Source organism: Nocardioides albus (assembly GCF_014648255.1).
Lineage (GTDB): Bacteria > Actinomycetota > Actinomycetes > Propionibacteriales > Nocardioidaceae > Nocardioides > Nocardioides albus.
Genome location: NZ_BMQT01000007.1, coordinates 41,805 through 61,285, shown reverse-complemented (window position 1 = coordinate 61,285; position 19,481 = coordinate 41,805). Strand labels below are relative to the sequence as shown.

The following is a 19,481-nucleotide window of genomic DNA, read 5'->3' as shown; positions in this document are numbered from 1 at the left end:
TGTGCCGCTGAGTGTCGGTGGTCGCGACTAGGTTTGTCCCCATGAGGGACACGTCCCAGGCGCTGGCGCGGTTCAGCGACCCGACACGTACGTGGTTCGCGGCTGCCTTCGCGGCGCCGACCGCGGCTCAGGCCGGTGCCTGGGAGGCGATCGGGGCGGGGCGCAACGCGCTGGTGGTCGCACCCACCGGGTCGGGCAAGACGCTGAGCGCGTTCCTGTGGTCGATCGACAAGCTGCTGAGCGAGCCCGTGCCGGAGAAGAAGCAGCGGTGCCGGGTGCTCTACATCTCCCCGCTCAAGGCGCTCGGCGTGGACGTGGAGCGCAACCTGCGCAGCCCGCTGGTCGGGATCCGGCAGACCGCCGAGCGACTCGGCGTGGACGCGCCCGAGGTGCGGGTCGGGGTGCGGTCCGGCGACACGACCGCGGCCGACCGGCGCAAGCTGACCACCGCTCCCCCGGACATCCTGATCACCACGCCCGAGTCGCTGTTCCTGATGCTCACCAGCCAGGCCCGGGAGACGCTGCGCAGCGTCGAGACCGTGATCGTCGACGAGGTCCACGCCGTGGCGGCGACCAAGCGTGGCGCCCACCTGGCGCTGACCCTGGAGCGTCTCGACGCGCTCCTGGAGAAGCCTGCCCAGCGGATCGGGCTCTCCGCGACCGTGCGGCCTTTGGAGGAAGTCGCTCGTTATCTCGGCGGCGCCCAGCCCGTGGAGATCGTCGCGCCACCGGCGGAGAAACGATGGGATCTGAGCGTCGTGGTTCCTGTCGAGGACATGACCGCGCCGAGCGCCTACGGCGAGGAGGAGGACGAGGACCCCCAGCGGGCCTCCTCGATCTGGCCTCACGTCGAGGAGCACGTCGCCGACCTGGTCACCGCCCATCGCTCCACCATCGTCTTCGCCAACTCCCGCCGGATCGCGGAGCGGCTGACCGCGCGACTCAACGAGATCGCAACGGACCGCCTCTGGCAGACACCCGCTCCATCCGCTGGTCGAGCCGTGAGCGCCAGCGAGCGTGTCGAGACCAACACGGAAGGCGACCGTGTTGGTCTCGACACGCCTCCGCCTAGCGGCTCCGGCGGCTCGACCAGCGGCGGGCCACCCGCCCAGGTGATGGCGCAGTCGGGGCAGTCGCACGGCGCGGCTCAGGTGATCGCCAAGGCTCACCACGGCAGCGTGTCCAAGGAGCAGCGCGCCCTGATCGAGGACGACCTCAAGTCCGGCCGGCTGCCGGCGGTGGTCGCAACTTCAAGCCTCGAGCTCGGCATCGACATGGGTGCGGTCGACCTCGTCGTCCAGATCGAGTCACCGCCCAGCGTCGCCTCCGCTCTCCAGCGCGTCGGGCGTGCCGGCCACCAGGTCGGCGAGGTGTCCCGCGGGGTGCTGTTCCCGAAGCATCGCGGAGACCTGGCCCAGACTGCGGTCAGCGTGCAGCGGATGCGGCAGGGCCTGATCGAGTCGATGAGTCTCCCGGCCAACCCGCTCGACGTGCTCGCCCAACAGGTCGTCGCCGCGACCGCGCTGGACACCTGGGACGTCGACGAGCTGTTCACGCTGGCCAGGAGGACGGCGTCGTACGCGACCCTCCCCCGCTCCGCCTACGACGCCACCCTCGACCTGCTGGCCGGGCGCTATCCGAGCGAGGAGTTCGCCGAGCTGCGCCCGCGCATCGTGTGGGACCGGGTTGCCGGGACCGTGACCGGGCGGCCGGGAGCGCAGCGGCTGGCCGTCACCAGCGGCGGCACCATCCCCGACCGCGGTCTCTTCGGGGTCTACCTCGTCGGCGAAGGCGTCGGCAGACGGGTCGGCGAGCTCGACGAGGAGATGGTCTACGAGTCCCGGGTCGGCGATGTCTTCGCGCTCGGCGCGACGAGCTGGCGGATCGAGGACATCACCCACGACCGGGTGCTGGTGACCCCGGCTCCCGGGATTCCCGGGCGACTGCCGTTCTGGAAGGGCGACTCGCTCGGCCGGCCGGCCGAGCTGGGTGAGGCCGTGGGTGCATACACCCGCGAGCTCGGCGCGCTGCCGGCGAAGAAGGCGGAGGCGCGAGCCCAGGAGGACGGCCTGGACGCCTACGCGGCCGCCAACCTGGTCACCTACCTGCACGAACAGGCCGAGGCCACCAACATCCTCCCCTCCGACACCAACATCGTCGTCGAGCGCTTCCGCGACGAGCTGGGCGACTGGCGACTGGTGGTCCACTCCCCCTACGGCCGCCCCGTCCACGCCCCGTGGGCGCTGGCGATCAACGCCCGGATCCGGGAGCGCTACGGCGTCGACGGGCAGGCGATCGACAGCGACGACGGCATCGTGATCCGGCTCCCCGACACCGACGCGGAGGCTCCGACCGGCGAGCTCATCGTCTTCGAGCCCGACGAGATCGAGGACCTGGTCACCACCGAGGTCGGCGGATCGGCGCTGTTCGCCAGCCGGTTCCGGGAGTGCGCCGCGCGAGCCCTGCTCCTCCCTCGCCGCGACCCCGGCCGCCGCTCGCCGCTGTGGCAGCAGCGCCAGCGCTCGGCCGCGCTGCTCGAGGTCGCCTCCCAGTACCCGAGCTTCCCGATCATCCTCGAGGCCGTACGCGAGTGCCTCCGCGACGTCTACGACCTCCCCTCCCTGGCCGGTCTCCTCCGGCGCATCGAGCGCCGCGAGATCTCGATCGTCGACGTCGCCACCCCGAGCCCCTCTCCCTACGCCCAGTCACTCCTCTTCGGCTACGTCGCCCAGTTCCTCTACGAGGGCGACTCACCGCTGGCCGAACGCCGCGCCGCCGCCCTCACCCTCGACCAGGGCCTCCTCGCCGAGCTGCTCGGCCGCGCCGAGCTCCGCGAGCTCCTCGACCCCGAGATCCTCGCCGAGGTCGAGTCCGAGCTCCAGCGCCTCGCCCCCGGCCGTCGCGCCCGCGGCGCTGAAGGCATCACCGACCTCATCCGCACCATCGGCCCCCTGGCCCTCGAGGAGATCACCGCCCGCACCACCCCTGCCGAAGCGTCACCTACGTCGGCCGAGACGTCACGCGCGTCGGCCGAAGCGTCACGCGCGTCGGCCGAGACGTCACGCGCGTCGGCCGAAGCGTCACGTACGTCGGCCGAAGCGTCACGTACGTCGGCCGAAGCGTCACGTACGTCGGCCGAAGCGTCACCGAATGACCTCTCCGCCAGCGCCAGTGACGCTTCGACCGACCGCAGCGACGTCTCGATCGACCGGAGTGACGTCTCGGCCGACCGCAGCGACGTCTCGCCCGACCGCAGTGACGTCTCGGCCGACGTACGTGACGTCTCGGCGATGTTGGAGGGTCTGGCCACCGCTCGGCGGGTCGTCGAGGTGCGGTTTGTCGGGGAGGCTCGGTGGGCGGTGGTCGAGGATGTGGCTCGGCTGAGGGACGGGCTGGGGGTGGCGGTTCCTCCGGGCGTACCGTCGGCGTTCACCGAGCCGGTCGAGGATCCGGTCGGCGACCTGGTCTCGCGGTACGCACGATCGCACGGGCCGTTCACGGCCGCCGACGTGGCGGCGCGGCTGGGGCTGGGTGAGGCGGTCGTCCGGCACGCCCTGGCACGGCTCTCGGCCCGCGGGCGGGTGCTCGACGGGGAGTTCCGGCCCGGCGGGAGCGGGCTGGAGTGGTGTGACGCCGATGTGCTCCGGATGCTGCGCCGACGCTCGCTCGCGCGGCTGCGTAAGGAGGTCGAGCCCGTCGAGCCGGCGGCGCTGGGCAGGTTCCTCCCGGCGTGGCAGAAGGCGTCCGTACGCAAGGGCGCGCTGCGCGGGGTCGACGGAGTGCTGAGCGTGGTCGACCAGCTGGCCGGCTGCCCGGTCCCGGCCAGTGCGCTGGAGAGCCTGATCCTGCCGGCCCGGGTGATCGACTACGAGCCGGCCCTCCTCGACGAGCTGACCTCCGGCGGCGAGGTGCTCTGGGCCGGCCACGGCACCCTGCCCGGCACCGACGGCTGGGTCTCGCTGCACCCGGCCGACACCGCCGAGCTGACCCTGCCGCCGCCCACTGAGATGTCGCCGGGACCGCTCGCCGAGCGACTCCTCGAGGCCCTGGAGCCAGGCGGCGCCTGGTTCTTCCACCAGCTCGCCCGGACCCTGGCGGCCGACAGCGAGGAGACCACGAGCGACGCCGACCTGAGCGCTGCTCTCTGGGAGCTGGTCTGGGCAGGGCGGGTCAGCAACGACACCCTACTGCCGTTGCGGGCGCTGACCCGTTCGGGCACGCCGTCGCACCGCTCCCGGCGGCCACCGCCGCGCGCTCGCGGCGGTCGCTACACCGGCAACGCCCGGATGCCTGCGCGGGCCGGACTCCCGGAGACGGCGGGGCGCTGGACGATCCTGCCCGAGCCCGACCCCGACCCGACCAAGCGCGCCCACGCCGCGGCCGAACGACTGCTGGACCGCCACGGTGTAGTCACCCGCGGCGCGGTGCAGTCCGAGCGCACGCCGGGAGGTTTTGCTGCCGTCTACAAGGTGCTCAGCGCCTTCGAGGAGTCAGGAAGAGCCAGGCGCGGCTACTTCGTCGAGGGCCTGGGCGCGGCCCAGTTCGGCACCGCGGGATCGGTCGACCGGCTGCGTACGTTCTCCCGGGTGGAGTCCAGCGACAAGCCGGTCGCCCTTGCACTCGCCGCGACCGACCCGGCGAACCCCTATGGCGCGGCGCTCCCGTGGCCGGTCTCGACAGGTTCCACCGACACCGCAGGCCACCGGCCCGGCCGCAAGGCCGGTGCGATCGTGGTGCTGGTCGACGGCGAGCTGGCGATGTACGTCGAACGCGGCGGCCGCACCCTGCTGACGTGGTCCGATGACCCCAACCTCCTCGAGCCCGGTGCCGAGGCGCTCGCCGGCGCCGTGCGGCGAGGGGCGCTGGGACGGCTCACGGTCGAGAAGGCCGACGGCGCCCCGCTGCTCGGCTCCGGCGACACCCCGCTGCGGCAGGCACTTCAGTACGCCGGCTTCATCGCCACCCCGCGCGGCCTCCGCCTGACCTCACCGAGCAGGTGAGACCGTGCCCGAAGGTGACGCGGTGCTCCGGACCGCCCGACGGCTCGACAAGGGGCTGACCGGGCAGGTGCTCACGCGTACGGACTTCCGGGTCCCGCAGCTGGCCACGGTCGACCTGGCCGGCGGAACCGTCCGCGGGACGGTGTCGCGTGGCAAGCACCTGCTCACCCGGATCGGCCATCCCACCGGGGAGTGGACGCTGCACACCCACCTGAAGATGGAGGGATCCTGGCGGATCCTCGAGGCCGGCCGACGCTGGCCGAAGCCCGCCTTCCAGGCGCGGGTGGCGCTCCGCACCGAGAAGACCGAGGCGGTCGGCTTCCTGCTCGGCATCGTCGAGCTCGTCCCGCGCGACCAGGAGGAGCGACTGGTCGCCCACCTCGGACCGGACATCCTCGCCGACGACTGGGACCCCGACACAGCTATCGAACGCCTCGCCCGGCAGCCCGAGCGGCCCCTCTTCGACGCGCTGCGCGACCAGACCAACCTGGCCGGGATCGGCACGATCTACGCCGCCGAGACCTGCTTCATCGCCGGGATCAACCCGCTGCGTACGGTCGCGGAGACCGGCGACCGACTCCCCCGCATCCTCCAGCGCACCCGCGACCTGATGCAGGCCGAGTGGTCTCGCTCCCGGCAGATGTGGGTCTACGGTCGCCGGGCGTGCCGGCGCTGCGGTGGCGCCGTGACCGTCGCCAAGGTCGGCCCGCCCGGCAAGGAGCGACCGGCTTACCACTGCACGAGGTGCCAGTCCTAGCGTACGGCCTAGTAGCCGTGCAGCAGCTGCATCCGGATCCGTGCGATCCGCACCCGCGTGTCTCGCATGTGACGAACGACGTGCACACGCTCGCTGGGAGCGACCGAGGTGAACTCGTCGCGGAGGATGTTCAGGGTCTCCTCCAGCCCGAAGAGCTCGGCCTCGAGCAGCGCGGGGTCTTTCCGCGGCACCGGAACCGCCATGTCTGGAAGCTCGTTCTCGACAGCCATGTGCATGACACCATCTCCCCATGAACCTGCGGCCCGTCGTGGGCTCACATCAGGCAAGGAGACGGAAACGTCCGTCTTGAGACAGGTGAGAAACAATCTCCCCCAGATTGGGGAGGATCAGGCTGCGGCAGCGTCGGCTGCGGCGCGGACCGGCATCCGCAGGATGGTGGCCTCTTCGATCGCGACCGCGTCGGAGACGTCGCGCAGCACATCGGAGAGAGCCACGTCCAGGGCGCTGCAGAGCGAGGCGAGGAGCTCGGAGGAGGCTTCCTTCTGGCCACGCTCGACCTCGGAGATGTAGCCGAGGCTCACTCGGGCCTCCGCGGAGACCTCACGCAGGGTCATCCCGCGCTCGAGCCGCTGGGCACGAAGCACCTCGCCGAGCAGTCGACGGAAGAGCACCATTGCGGTCAGCCTCCTACAGTTCACAAGTCACCGACATCTGGGTGACGTCCTTGTCCAACGCTACCTGACCCCTCGATGTTCCCGCCGAAGTAGTCGGAGTAGTTCATCAACAGCGAACAAACACGTATCACGCTGGATCTCCATGCGCGAGCCCGACAGCCCAAGTAGCTTCGTTGTTTCACCGTGCGGACCGGAAACGCCGAGATAGACCGTCCCGACGGGCTTCCCCTCCTGCTCCTCAGGCCCGGCCACACCCGTGGTCGCGAGACCGTACGTCGCCCCCGCCTGCTCGCGCGCCCCGACGGCCATCGCCGCGGCGCACTCGGCCGAGACCACCCCGACTGTCTCGACCACCGAGACGGGGACACCCAGCAGGGTCTGCTTGAGCTCGGTCGCGTACGTCACGAACCCGCCGCGATACGTCTTGGACGCTCCCGGTGGGTCGGTGAGCATCGCGGCCAGGCGGCCGGCGGTCAACGACTCAGCGGTCGCCAGCGTCGCGGAAGCATCCCGCAGAGCGGCATGGAGATCATCGACATTTGCCATAGAAGGAACGTAGCCGACCAGCCTGGCCAAGTCGGCTCGTCCTGACCCCAAATCCGTCGAGTCGGCTCGTCATGACGAGCCGACTCGACGGACTTCTTGGTCAGTTTGCGCCGACTCGGCGGGGGTCAGCGTCCCCCGTTGCGCTTCAGCCCGACGACAACCGGGTCGTGGTCGGAGGAGCGGAACGGCGAGTCGGTGTGCAGGTCTACGCCGGTGTAGTTGTAGCGGCTGTACTCGAACAGCAAGGACTCACCCGAGTTGATCTTCCAGATGTCGGAGCCGGTGAAGCGGCGCTGGGCGTGCCGGTTGAGCAGCACGTGGTCGAGCGAGCCGGCCAGGCCGGAGAAGGAGTAGCTGTACTCCTCGTTGCCGCTGAGCGTCTCGGAGTCGGCGTAGCCGGCCTCGTAGAGGACCTGCATCGGGTCCTCCTGGGTGTAGGCGTTGAAGTCGCCGGCGAGCGCGACGTCGGCGACGCCGGTCTGGGAGCGGATCGAGGAGACCCAGGAGACCAGCGCGGTCGCCTGGCGGATCCGCGACTCGTTGGAGGCGCCCTGGCCGTCACCGGTGTCACCGTCGCCGGGCCACGGGCCGGGCGACCCCTTGGACTTGAAGTGGTTGACCACGAAGAAGAAGGGAGCCCCGCCGACGACAGGCTTGAAGACCTGACCGATCGGCTCGCGAGCGTTGCCGAAGGCCTGGTCGTCGCCGCTCTGGTCACCGAGCGCGCGAGCATCACCGATGCGGCGTACGGCTGAGCGCTTGTAGATGATCGCGTTGGTGATCACATCCGAGCCGGACGCGTCGGGCAGCTCGGCCGAGGACGGGTTGGCCGTCCAGACCTCGCGGCCGGCTGCGGCGTTGAGCGCTGCGACCAGCGAGCCGGTCGCCTCGTCGGGAGCCTCGCCCAGGCGAGCGGAGTTCTCGATCTCCATCAGGCCGACGACGTCGGCGTCGAGCGCGTTGATCGCGGAGACGATCTTCGACTGCTGGCGGTCGAAGTCGGCCGGGTCCCAGGCGCCCCGCTGATCACAGCCGCCGCTGACGTTGTTGCCGTCGCTGGAACGGTCCTTGTAGGCGGTGCAGCCACCGTCGCCGACGTTGTCGTCGTCGGCGTCACCCAGGGTGGTGAAGTAGTTGAGGACGTTGAACGAGGCGATCTTCACGTCGGCGCGGCCGATCTTGTCCTCGTCCGGAGCCTCGCTGCGTACGTCGCCGAAGTCGGCCGGCCACGACGCCGGGTCGGCGGTGGCCACCTGGGTGGGCTGGAACCGATAGGTCGGCGCCGAGGGCGAACCGCCCTCGGCGAGGATCACCGGCCCGCGGAAGTCGACGGAGGCGCCGACCACGACGGGTGCAGTGTTGGAGACGTACGGGATCGTACGGCTCGTCGGCGGCCGCAGCGTGGTCGAGGAGCCGTCGTCGAGCACGATCCCGCGAGCGGCGTTGTCGGCCTCGACGGCCGCGGCCTCGGCCGACCCGGGACGGGCGACCTCGGTCGGCTGGAGCAGCGGGCGGTCGCCCTGGGCGAGGCCCAGCTCACCGAAGTTCTCCACACCGTAGGTGTTGCTCACGGTGATCTCGCCCTGCGGGGCGAAGAGCATCCCCTCCAGCGACTCCCGCTGCGCGTCGGTCGCCGGCCACTGCGAGACGACCGGCTCGATCGAGCCGGTCCCGTCGGTGACGATTCCGGCGGCGGTGGGCACCGACACCTGAGTCATGCCGGCGTACTCGGTCACCTGACCGGTCACCGTGACCGCATCACCCGGAGCGACGGTGACGGGACCCGCCGAGCGGGGCTGGTAGACGAAGACCGCGTCGGAGGCGCCGTGGGAGCCGAGGTCGAGCGCTCCGCCGGTGCCGGGCGTCTGGAGGTAGAAGCCGAAGAACCCGCCCGAGGGGTAGGCGGCGGTGACGATGCCCTTGGTGGTGACGGTCTTGCCGGCGAGCGGGCTGGTGGTGCCGCTGCCCTGGATGTCGGCGATGGCGACGGCCTCGGCGGTGGCGGCTCGGGCGGTCGGGATGGCGACCGCGCCGATGCCTGCCACGGCGGCCGTCAGGCCGACCACCGAACCGAGCACCTGACGTGCTGAGAACATGGATGACTCCCCGCGTGGAAGGTAGAAGACGATGGGCGGTCTGCCCGAATCAGCACCGACCGAACCACGTGACCATAACGCGGCGTACGGGCCCTTTGCGGGGATCTTCGATGAACGTTCGGTAACGGAGTTACAGCTACCCGAAATCGGCGATCTGTGCGGCCGCGGAGGCGATCAGGAGCGGAGCGAGGCGCGCTGCTTCCACACCCCGTGGAAGAACTGGGCGCCGGACCACATGGTCAGCGCGACCGCGACCGCGAGGCAGACCTGGAAGGCGTAGAAGAGGATCTCCCAGACCAGGGCGTCGCCGAACGCGCCGCCGTGCGCCGAGCCGTGCGGGAGCGGCAGCAGCAGGCCGCCGAGGGCGACCGCCTGCACGGTGGTCTTGATCTTGCCGAGCTCGTCGGCCGGGATCACGATCTTCTTCAGGACCGAGAGCCGCAGCAGCGTGACGCTCCACTCGCGCAGCAGCACGATGATCGTCACCCACCACCACACGTCGCCGACGATCGAGAGCCCGATAAGGGCCATCCCGGTGACCGCCTTGTCGGCGATCGGGTCGGCGATCTTGCCGAAGTCGGTGATCAGGTTGTGCTTGCGCGCCAGGTCGCCGTCGATCTTGTCGGTGATCATCGCGAGCACGAAGATGACGAACGCGACCCAGCGCAGGGTCGGGTTGTCGCCGCCGTCGGCGAGCAGCGCCCACGCGAAGAACGGCACCGCGAGGATCCGCAGCGTGGTCAGCGCGTTGGGTACGTTCCAGTTGCTCGTCTTCACGGCAGTGGCGTCATCGTTCACGGGCTGCACCCTAACCGTTCACCGACGCGACGAGGTCAACGCCTTCGGAGGCGATGACGGTCGCGGACACGAGATCGCCCGGACGTACGTTCTCGACTGCGCCTTCGAGCGAGGTCATCCCGTCGACCTCGGGGCCCTGATGAAGGGCCCGGCCGAGGATCTCGCCGTCTTCGACCTCCTCGACGAGCACGACGACTTGCTCGCCGATCCGCTCCTCGGCGCGCTGGGCGGTGAGCTCCTCGACGAGCTCGTTGACGTGCTCGACGCGGGCCCGGATCTCGTCGGCGTCCAGCTTGAGCGAGTCGTCGAAGCCGGCGGCCTCGGTGCCCTCCTCGTCGGAGTAGCCGAAGACGCCGGTGACGTCCATCCGCGCAGCGACCAGGAAGTCGGTGAGGATCTCGAGGTCCTCCTCGGTCTCGCCGGGGAAGCCGACGATCACGTTGGACCGCACCCCGGCCTCGGGGGCGTAGCCGCGGATCTGCTCGAGCAGGCCCAGGAAGCTCTCCGGGTCGCCGAACCGCTTCATCCGCCGCAGGACGGCGTTGGAGGCGTGCTGGAAGCTCAGGTCGAAGTAGGGCGCCACGCCCGGCGTGGTGGCGATGACCTTCAGCAGGTCGGGACGGGTCTCGGCGGGCTGCAGGTAGGAGACGCGGACGCGCTCGATGCCATCGATGGCCCCGAGCTCGGGCAGGAGGGTCTCGAGCAGCCGGAGGTCGCCGAGGTCCTTGCCGTAGGAGGTGGAGTTCTCCGAGACCAGGAAGAGCTCCTTGACGCCCTGCTGGGCCAGCCACTGGCCCTCGTGGAGCACGTCGGAGGGGCGGCGCGACACGAACGAGCCGCGGAACTGCGGGATCGCGCAGAAGGTGCACCGACGGTCACAGCCCGACGCCAGCTTCAGCGGCGCCCACGGGGCGTCGTCGAGCCGGGTGCGTCCCGCGAAACCCGGCACCTGGTCGACCGCGGCCATGCCGGGGACCGAGATGGCCGAGGCGTCGCGCTCGACCGGGGAGATCGGGAGCAGCAGACGCCGGTCCTGAGGCGTGTGCGGGTGGTGGGTCTCGCCGCTGAGGATGGAGCGCAGCTTGGCAGCGATGTCGGGGTAGTCGTCGAACCCGAGCACCGCGTCGGCCTCGGGGAGCTCGGCAGCCAGGTCCTTGCCGTAGCGCTCGGCCATGCAGCCGACCGCGACGACGGCCTGCGCCTTGCCCGTCTCCTTGAGGTCGGCGGCCTCGAGCAGCGTGTCGACCGAGTCCTTCTTCGCCTGCTCGACGAAGCCGCAGGTGTTGACCACCACGGTGTCGGCCTCGTCGGGGTCGGCGACCAGCCGGAAGCCTCCGGCGGTCAGCCGGCCGGCGAGCTCCTCGGAGTCCACCTCGTTGCGGGTGCACCCGAGGGTCACCATCGCGACCGACACCAGCGGCAGGTCGGTCGGAGCGGTCTCGGCGGAGGGTTCGGTGGCAGTGCTCATCACCGTGAAGTATGACGCGCACACGCCCCGGACACCGAACCCTCGCGCCGGACCCTCGTCCCGGACCGTCTCGGTCAGTCGGGAACCGATCCCGGCTTGACCGCCAGGACCGGACAGGAAGCGCCGAGCAGGATCCGCTGCGCGACGCTGCCCATCAGCAGCTTGCCGACCGGCGTACGCCGCCGCAGTCCGACCACGACGAGCCTGGCGTCGACCTGCTCGGCCGCCTCGAGGACAGCACCGGCGACGTCCGGGTCGATCGACTGCCGCACCTCGTGCGGCCGGCCGGACTCGACGAGCCTGCGCTCGAGCTCGCCGAGCTGGTCGTCGAGGGCGTAGCGGTCGTCGACCAGCGCGTCGCCCCGGGAGGCGTTCACGATCACCACGCCCCGGTCACGGCGCTCGGCGTCGGCGAGCGCCCAGTCCAGCGCGACCGCACCGAAGACGTCAGGCGCCCACGCCACCACGATCCAACCACCTGCAGGTGTCTCACTCATGACTTCGACAGCTCCTTCTCGTCCTCGAACTCGTCGGGGTCGGCCGACTGCTCGGCCCGTGCCCGGAGCCGGGCGATGAACGGCCGGCCCAGGATGAACAACGCGATCAGGACGTAGATGACCACCGCGAGCGGCTCGCTCAGCAGCGTCATGTAGTCACCGCCCGAGATGGTCAGCGCCTCACGCAGCTTGGTCTCCATCAGCGGACCCAGGATGACGCCCAGGATCAGCGGCAGCACCGGCAGACCGAAGCGGCGCATCATCAGCCCGAGCAGACCGAAAGCGAGCAGCAGGCCGATGTCGAACGGATCCAGGTTGGTGGCGTACGCCCCGAGGCAGGCGAAGAACAGGATGCCCGCGTAGAGCTGCGGCCGCGGGATGCGCAGCAGCCGGGCCCACAGCGGCGCCAGCGGCAGGTTGAGCACCAGCAGCAGGGTGTTGCCGATGAGGAGGCTGGCCAGCAGGGTCCACACCAGGTCGGCGTGGTCCGTCATCAGCTGCGGACCGGGCGTGATCCCGTACCCCTGCAGCGCCGAGAGCATCACGGCGGCCGTGGCCGTCACCGGCAGGCCGAGGGCGAGCATCGGCACGAACATCCCGGCGGCCGAGGCGTTGTTGGCCGCCTCTGGTCCGGCCACACCCTCGATCGCGCCGCGACCGAAATCGCCCCGCTTGGAGAGCTTCCGCTCGGTCAGATAGGAGAGGAAGGTCGGGATCTCGGCGCCGCCGGCCGGCAGCGCACCGAACGGGAAACCGAATGCCGTGCCGCGCAGCCACGGCTTCCAGGAGCGGCCCCAGTCGTCGCGAGACAGCCACGGGCGGCCGACGGGGATCACGTGCGCGGGTTTCCGGCGCAGGTGAGCGGCGACCCACAGCGCCTCGCCGAGGGCGAAGATGCCGACGGCGACGACCACGATGTCGAGCCGGTCGACGAGCTGGGTCACCCCGAAGGTGAGCCGCGGCTGGCCGGTGTTGAGGTCGAGACCGACCAGACCGATCGTGAGGCCGAGGAACAGCGCGGCGAACCCGCGCAGGGCCGAAGTGCCGAGCACCGTCGTGGTCATGACCAGCGCCAGGACCATCAGCGCGAAGTACGACGGTGCGCCCAGCTCGACGGCCACATCAGCCAGTGCCGGCGAGAAGAAGGCCACCAGGATGGTGCCGATGGTGCCGGCGACGAACGAGCCGACCGCGGCGGTGGCCAGCGCCTGTGCGCCGCGCCCCGCTCTGGCCATCCGGTTGCCCTCCAGCGCCGTCATCACCGAGGCGGACTCCCCCGGCGTGTTCAGCAGGATCGAGGTGGTCGAACCGCCGTACATGCCGCCGTAGTAGAGGCCGGCGAACATGATGAACGCGCTGGTCGGCTCGAGCCGGTACGTCACGGGCAGCAGCAGCGCGATGGCCATCGCCGGTCCGATGCCGGGCAGCACGCCGACGAAGGTGCCCAGCAGCACGCCGATGGCGGCGTACAGCAGGTTCATCGGGGTCAGGGCGGACTCGAGGCCGCCCAGGAGCAGTTGGAAGTTCTCCATCAGTCAGTCCTCACAGGATCCCGTCGAGTACGCCAGGGGTGAGCGGGATGCCCAGACCGACGTAGAAGGCGTACCAGCTGGCGATCGCCAGGACGAGCCCGACGAGCACGTCCCGCACGAGCGTGCGGCTGCCGAGGGACCAGGCGGCACCGGCGAACAGCACCGCGCCGGAGATCGCCCAGCCGAGCAGGTTCACGGTCGCGACCGTGAACAGCAGGACGGCGACCAGCTTGAGGACCGTCAGCCAGTCGGCCGACTGGCTCAGGTCCACGTCCTCGCCATCCTCGGGCTCCGGCTGGGAGCCACGGGCGGTGGCGACCGCCAGCAGCACGCCGACGAGGACGAGGCCGGTGCCGATGACGTACGGGAAGACGCGGGGCCCCACCGGGTCGGCGAAGCCGACCTCGAGACCGGAGGCGTCGATGATCGTGTAGATCCCGATGACCACCAGGAACCCAGCCAGTCCGTACTGGCCGTAGTCGACGCGGCGCCGGGGGCTCTTCTCCTCCGCCGGCAACGCGGTTTCGTGGACGCTCACAGCAGATCCAGCTCCTTCAGGGTCGAGGCGACGCGCTGGTCCTGCTCGACCAGGAAGTCGTCGAAGTCGTCGCCGGTGACGAAGGCGTCGGTCCAGCCGTTGTCCTTCAGCGCCTGCTGCCACTGCTTCGAGTCGTGCATCCGGGTGAGCACGTCGATCAGCTCCTGGCGGCGCTCGTCGCTGATCCCCGGCGGGGCGAGCACGCCGCGCCAGTTCAGGAAGACCAGGTCGATGCCGCTCTCGGTCAGGGTGGGCGCGTCGGCGAAGACGCCGGTGCCGCGCTCGTCGCCGGAGACGGCCAGGACCCGCAGCTCACCGGCCTCCACCTGCCCCTCGAACTCGGCGAGGCCGGAGAAGCCGACGTCGATCTTGTTGCCGAGCAGCGCGCTGGTCAGCGGGCCGCCGCCGTCGTAGGTGACGTACTTGACCTTCTTCGGCTCGATGCCGGCGGCCTCGGCCAGCTGCATCGGGAAGAGGTGGTCGGGACCGCCCGGCGACGATCCGCCGCCCACGACGACCGACTCGGGGTACGCACGCCAGGCCTTGACGAGGTCGTCGATGGTCTTGAACGGCGAGTCCGCCGGGACCAGCACACCCTCCTGCTCCTCGATGAGCTGGGCGATCGGGGTGGCGTCCTGGGGGCGGGCGTCGACGCCGAAGGAGTAGGTCGAGCCGACCACACCCAGGCCGATGGTCATGAGCAGGTTGCCGTTGCCCTCCTCGCTCATCAGCCGGGACATCGCGACGGAGCCGCCGGCACCGAGGATGTTGGTCACCTGGATGTCGCCGCCGGTGAGGTTGTCGCGGTCGAGCACGCCCACGGCCGCCCGACCGGTCTGGTCGTAACCGCCGCCGGGGCTGTTCGGGATCCACATGTCGAGGTCACGCGACTCCTCGCCACGGGTGACTCCGCAGGCCGAGGCGGCGGCCAGCAGGCAGGTGACGAGGACGACGGCGAGGACTCGGGTGCGGCGTATGCTCGCTGCCCGACGCGATTGCCTCTGCTGCGTGAGCAGCGTCGGCCGGCTCGGATCAGGCGGGGACGGCGATGTCGGCGTCGACAACGGCTGGCCTCCAGACTCAGGGGGATGAAACGGTCAGTGGCGATGGTCACAGTCTTCGGTGACCGCCGTCACCATTGGGCAACCAAAGGAGGTTGTGGAACTTGTGGTCGCAGGGCGCACGCCGCCATCTGACGTTGGCGGGCCAGGTGCTGGTGCTGCAGCTGTCGGTGCTGTTGCTCGTCGTCGTGGCGACCAGCATCGTCTCGCTGCGGCAGAGCGACGCCGACTTCCGTGACTCCCGTGAGGACCGGCTGCGCGCGGCCGCCGAGAGCCTGGCCGGGATCGCCGCCGTGCAGGACGGGCTGACCGGCACGCCCGACCGGCAGGCGCTGACCTTCTACCTGCAGACGCGCGCGGCGGACGCCGGCGCGGACACCGCCTATCTCACCGACCTCGACGGCAAGGTCCTCGTCGCGACCGACCCCACCCGGCTGGGCGAGACGCTCGACCTCGGTCGGCGCGAGACGAGCCGGGCCTGGTCCGGCGACATCGACGACGCCGGGCGGCGGGCGATAGCCGCCCAGGTGCCGGTCTACGGCGGTGGGTCGACCGGCGCGGATCCCGAGGCACCTGAGCCCGTCGGGGTGGTCGTGGTGACCGAGGACTATCCGCCGCTGACCGAGCGTCTTGCCCGAACCTGGGCCGACGCCCTCACCGTGCTCCTGGTCGGCCTCGCCCTCGGCGTGCTGGGGTCATGGCTGCTCGCCCGGCTGATCAAGCGGCGTACGCGTGGGCTGGAGCCGCGCGACATCGCTGCCCTGGCCGACCACCGCGAGGGCCTGCTGCGCTCGATCCGCGAGGGGGTGCTGGCCGTCGGCGCCGACGGCCGGGTCAGCCTGATGAGCGACAGCGCCCGCGAGCTGCTCGGGCTGACCTCGGACCCGACAGGTCACCGGCTCGACGAGCTCGACCTGCCTGCCGAGACGCTCGCCCTGCTCAGCGGGCCGGAGGAGGTGCACGACGCGCCGCTGGTCGCCGGCGAGCGGGTCCTGGTGCTCAACCGCAACAGGGTCCACCACGACGGCCGCCCTGCCGGCACCGTCACCACGCTGCGCGATCGCACCGAGCTGGTGGCGCTGCAGAGCGAGCTCAACGCCCGCGAGAGCGTCACCGAGACGCTACGGGCGCAGACCCACGAGTTCTCGAACCAGCTGCACACGATCACCGGGTTGCTGGAGCTGGAGGAGTACGCCGAGGTGGGCCGGTTCGTCACCGGCCTGACCGCACGCCGGGCGGCGCTGAGCGACCACATCACCTCGCGGATCGACGACCCGGCGGTGGCCGCACTGCTCATCGCCAAGGCCAGCCTGGCAGCCGAGCGGCGGGTGAGCATCGAGCTGGAGACGTCGAGCGCCCTGCCTCGGCTCACCCCCGACGGGTCCGCCGACGTGGTGACCGTCCTCGGCAACCTGGTCGACAACGCCGTCGACGCGGCGGCGCTGGCCGGACCGCTCGACGGTCGGGTCGGCGTACGCCTGACGGCCGCGGGCGAGACCGTGACCGTCCGGGTCTCCGACACCGGCGGCGGGGTGCCGTCGGCGCGGCTGCCCGACATCTTCCGGCGCGGATTCAGCACCAAACCGCGTGACGCCAGCGGCCGCGGCGTGGGGCTCGCCCTGGTGCAGCTGGTGTGCCGCACGCGCGGCGGCGAGGTCGAGGTGGAGAATAGCGCGTCGGCGGAGCGGCCCGGAGCAGTCTTCGTCGCGACCCTGCCGGGCGCCGCCCCGATCGCACCACCCACCGCCACCGCCACCGAGGAGCCCCGATGACGTCCACCCCTGAGCTCACGGTGCTCGTGGTCGAGGACGACTTCATGGTGGCCTCGATCCACACCCGGTTTGTCGAGCGGGTCGAGGGGTTCCGGGTCGTCGGCGTGGCCGCCACCGGCTCCCAGGCGCTGGACGAGGTCGCCCGGCTTTCCCCCGACGTGCTGCTCCTCGACGTGCACCTTCCCGACTTCAGCGGCATCGAGCTGCTGCGCCGGCTGCGCGCCCGCGGCGACGACGCCGACGTCATCGTCATCACCGCCGCCCGCGAGGCCGACACGGTGCGCGCGGCGGCCGCCGGCGGGGCTGCCCACTACGTGGTCAAGCCGTTCCCGTTCGAGGACCTGGCCGCCCGGCTCGACGACGTACGCCGCTCCCGCGAGGCGCTCGCCCGGATCGGGCAGCGGGCCGAGGGAGCCCGGGGTGCCGAGCACCGCGACGAGGTCCAGGCCGGGATCGACGAGGTCTTCAGCCACCAGGGCGCACGCGAGACGCGTGAGCGGCTGCCGAAAGGCCTCAGCGCCGAGACCGCCCGGGCGGTCCTGGCCGCGCTGCAGACCGCCGGCGAGCTCAGCGCCACCGAGTGCGCCGACGCCATCGGAGTCTCTCGGGTGAGCGCCCGCCGCTACCTCGAGCACTTCGCGAGCACGGGCCGGATCGGCGTACGTCTCAACTACGGCACGGCCGGGCGCCCCGAGCGCCGCTACCGCGCGGCCCCCTCGTAGCCAAGAATCGCCGAGTCGGCTGGTTCTGACCGGATTCGGTGCCGAGTCGGCGCGTCATGACGAGCCGACTCGGCGGTGGACTTGGTCAGGATGAGCCGAGTCGGCGGGCTTGACGCTAGCCGGCGGTGTAGGTCCGCTGGGCGGCCTCGCCGGTCTTGCCGAGCGCGTTGGCCTTCCCGTCCCCGACGGCGACCTTGAGGGAGCCGTCGGAGGTCTGGACCCGCAGCGGCGGGGTGACTCGGAGCTGCTTGGACTCCCCGAAGGCGAGGTCGCCGCTGAAGACCACCTTGCCGCGCGAGTCGCGCACGACCACGTGAGCACCGCCGCCGGCGGCGGAGATGGTCACCGGAACGGGCGAGGTCTTGCCATAGGGGTTGTCGGTGCCGGCCGAGCCGTCGAGCTGGATCGCTCCGGCCTCCGGCTCCCCCTGGGTGCCGTCGACGACCAGGCGGGCGACGGACCAGACCAGGATGACCGCCATCACGGCAGCGACGAGCACCGACCAGGACGGGCCGCCCCGCATCCGCCGGGCCGGGCGGATCGCGGCGCTGTGGGCGAGCTCAGCCTCGAAGACGGCGCGTGGGCTCACCGGGCCGGAGGCGTACTTCTCGTCGTAGGTCCGCAGCAGCGGCGCGACCTCGATCCCGAGGACACGCGCGAGCGTGCGCAGGTGGCCACGGGCGTAGAAGTCGCCACCGCAGGGGCCGAAGTCGTCGACCTCGATTGCCTCGATGACGTGCGGCCGGATCCGGGTCCACTCGGCCAGGCCGTCGATGTCCAGCGCGAGCCGGCGACGGGCGGACGCGATCTCCGCCCCGATCTGCGGAACCTGGTTCGACATCTGCTCGGTCGGCTGGTCGTCGGCGGCCTGCTCCTCGGGCTCGGTGAGCGGACGTACGCTCTCGAGCTCGAGGTCCTCGACGTCGGGCTCGATCGCGAAGGACTGACTTCCCTCGTCCTCCCACGCGTCCTCGGCATCCGCATCGACATCGGCGTGGGGCCGGAGCTGCTCCGGGTCCAGCTGGAGCGCGTTCGCGCCGCGAACGGCGACCGCCTCCTGCGGCTCCGGGGGCACGTAGCGTACGTCGACCCGGACCGCGGTCGAAGGCTCACGCAGCGGCGCGACCGCCTCGGACTTCACCTCGGGCTCGGGGTCGGGGTCGGTCTTCGGTGTCGTCTCGTCCTGCTCTGTGTCCCGGTCCACCTGGTCCTGCCCCGCCTCGTCCACCACGTCCGCGGCATTGATATCAGGCTCGTCCAAGACCCGGAGCATCCGGGGGTTGGTGTCGCCTGCCTGCGCCGGCAGGGGCGGGCGGACCGCGGTGTCACCGTCGTCCACGGTGACGCCACCGACGATGCCGTCTCCATGCTCACCATGCTCGCCATCGGGCTCGTCGGTTTCCGTCTCCGGCTCCGTCGCATCGAGCGCAGGGTCGATCTCGACGACCTCGACGCCATCGGCGGCAACGACCGCGATGGCCTCGGTGACGTCGTCTCCGGCGCCCAGGACACGGGTGGAGAGGCCGAGCGGGAGCGAGAACGGCAGGCCGTAGAGACGCTGGGTCAGCATCGCCTGGCGGCGTGCGGTCGGGGAGAGCTCCTCGAGCACCTCGTCCTCGTTGTGCAGCAGCACGCCGATGCGCCCGTCCTTCCAGAACCGCTCGATCCCGTCAGGACGCGGGGTGTGCTCGACGGACTCGATCTTCGACCACGGGATGCCCTGCCAGGTCTGACCGAAGCGGAGGCGTACGCCCTGCTCGTCCACGAGCAGCAGCGGCATCCGGGAGTCCCACACCGTCCAGCCCTGCACCGCAGCGACCGCGAGCAGGATCAGGCCGACCAGATAGCCCTCGATGCCGCCGCGCAGCACGAAGGCGAGGCCGACCATGAGCGACGCGAGCGCCACCACCAGCGCGAGCCGGCCGTTGCGGCGCACCTCGACGACGTCGACGTCAGGAGTCTCGCCGGACGCCGCGGTCTCGGCCGCTACGGGTGCGTCGGCTGGTTCGTCTGTTTCAGCAGGATCGACGGTCTCGACCGCCGGTGAATTCTCGCTCAC

The 19,481-nt window shown here is 71.1% G+C and carries 15 protein-coding genes; 4 read left to right on the top strand and 11 right to left on the bottom strand.

Features of this window, described 5'->3' with window-relative positions; translation table 11 throughout:
* Positions 1–41: 41 nt before the first annotated feature.
* Positions 42–5,000: an Lhr family helicase gene (locus IEY84_RS15580; RefSeq protein WP_183545623.1), complete on the top strand. Its 4,959-nt coding sequence runs from the start codon at positions 42–44 to the stop codon at positions 4,998–5,000.
* A 4-nt stretch (positions 5,001–5,004) separates the two neighbouring features.
* Positions 5,005–5,757 carry a DNA-formamidopyrimidine glycosylase family protein gene (locus IEY84_RS15575; protein ID WP_183545625.1) on the top strand — a complete coding sequence of 251 codons (753 nt, stop codon included), beginning with the start codon at positions 5,005–5,007 and terminating at the stop codon, positions 5,755–5,757.
* 8 nt (positions 5,758–5,765) lie between these two features.
* Here the strand turns inward: IEY84_RS15575 and IEY84_RS15570 are convergent, their stop codons facing one another.
* From IEY84_RS15570 to IEY84_RS15525, 10 genes are all read right to left on the bottom strand, one after another.
* Complete coding sequence (locus IEY84_RS15570) at positions 5,766–5,987, bottom strand: hypothetical protein (RefSeq protein WP_183545627.1); 222 nt, start codon at positions 5,985–5,987, stop codon at positions 5,766–5,768.
* 117 nt (positions 5,988–6,104) lie between these two features.
* Entirely contained in the window at positions 6,105–6,392 is a 288-nt protein-coding gene (locus IEY84_RS15565; RefSeq protein WP_179658425.1) for a helix-turn-helix domain-containing protein, read from the bottom strand.
* A gap of 60 nt (positions 6,393–6,452) precedes the next feature.
* Complete coding sequence (locus IEY84_RS15560) at positions 6,453–6,938, bottom strand: CinA family protein (protein WP_183545629.1); 486 nt, start codon at positions 6,936–6,938, stop codon at positions 6,453–6,455.
* A 125-nt stretch (positions 6,939–7,063) separates the two neighbouring features.
* The gene (locus IEY84_RS15555; protein WP_183545631.1) at positions 7,064–9,034 is read right to left on the bottom strand and encodes an ExeM/NucH family extracellular endonuclease; all 1,971 of its coding nucleotides are present in this window, start codon (positions 9,032–9,034) and stop codon (positions 7,064–7,066) included.
* Between the two features lie 174 nt (positions 9,035–9,208).
* Positions 9,209–9,832: a CDP-diacylglycerol--glycerol-3-phosphate 3-phosphatidyltransferase gene (pgsA, locus tag IEY84_RS15550; RefSeq protein ID WP_183545633.1), complete on the bottom strand. Its 624-nt coding sequence runs from the start codon at positions 9,830–9,832 to the stop codon at positions 9,209–9,211.
* Between the two features lie 10 nt (positions 9,833–9,842).
* A complete protein-coding gene (gene rimO, locus IEY84_RS15545) occupies positions 9,843–11,246 on the bottom strand; it encodes a 30S ribosomal protein S12 methylthiotransferase RimO (RefSeq protein ID WP_229788761.1) in 1,404 nt (467 codons plus the stop codon).
* 128 nt (positions 11,247–11,374) lie between these two features.
* Positions 11,375–11,797, bottom strand: coding sequence for a universal stress protein (locus IEY84_RS15540; protein WP_221208838.1), 423 nt, complete (start codon positions 11,795–11,797; stop codon positions 11,375–11,377).
* On the bottom strand, positions 11,794–13,329 hold the full coding sequence (locus IEY84_RS15535; protein ID WP_183545644.1) for a tripartite tricarboxylate transporter permease: 1,536 nt from the start codon (positions 13,327–13,329) through the stop codon (positions 11,794–11,796). The genes IEY84_RS15540 and IEY84_RS15535 overlap by 4 nt, the downstream gene beginning before the upstream one ends.
* 10 nt (positions 13,330–13,339) lie before the next feature.
* The gene (locus IEY84_RS15530; protein ID WP_183545646.1) at positions 13,340–13,867 is read right to left on the bottom strand and encodes a tripartite tricarboxylate transporter TctB family protein; all 528 of its coding nucleotides are present in this window, start codon (positions 13,865–13,867) and stop codon (positions 13,340–13,342) included.
* Positions 13,864–14,931 (bottom strand): Bug family tripartite tricarboxylate transporter substrate binding protein, encoded by a 1,068-nt coding sequence (locus tag IEY84_RS15525; protein WP_229788725.1) that lies wholly within the window; start codon positions 14,929–14,931, stop codon positions 13,864–13,866. The genes IEY84_RS15530 and IEY84_RS15525 overlap by 4 nt, the downstream gene beginning before the upstream one ends.
* A 101-nt stretch (positions 14,932–15,032) precedes the next feature.
* Here IEY84_RS15525 and IEY84_RS15520 point away from each other — a divergent pair, with 101 nt between their 5' ends.
* Positions 15,033–16,700, top strand: a complete 1,668-nt coding sequence (locus IEY84_RS15520) for a sensor histidine kinase (RefSeq protein ID WP_183545648.1) — start codon at positions 15,033–15,035, stop codon at positions 16,698–16,700.
* Positions 16,697–17,422: a response regulator gene (locus IEY84_RS15515; protein ID WP_183545650.1), complete on the top strand. Its 726-nt coding sequence runs from the start codon at positions 16,697–16,699 to the stop codon at positions 17,420–17,422. The genes IEY84_RS15520 and IEY84_RS15515 overlap by 4 nt, the downstream gene beginning before the upstream one ends.
* 115 nt (positions 17,423–17,537) lie before the next feature.
* On the opposite strand, the gene IEY84_RS15510 is transcribed toward IEY84_RS15515, so the two are convergent.
* A complete protein-coding gene (locus IEY84_RS15510; protein ID WP_183545652.1) occupies positions 17,538–19,481 on the bottom strand; it encodes a helix-turn-helix domain-containing protein in 1,944 nt (647 codons plus the stop codon).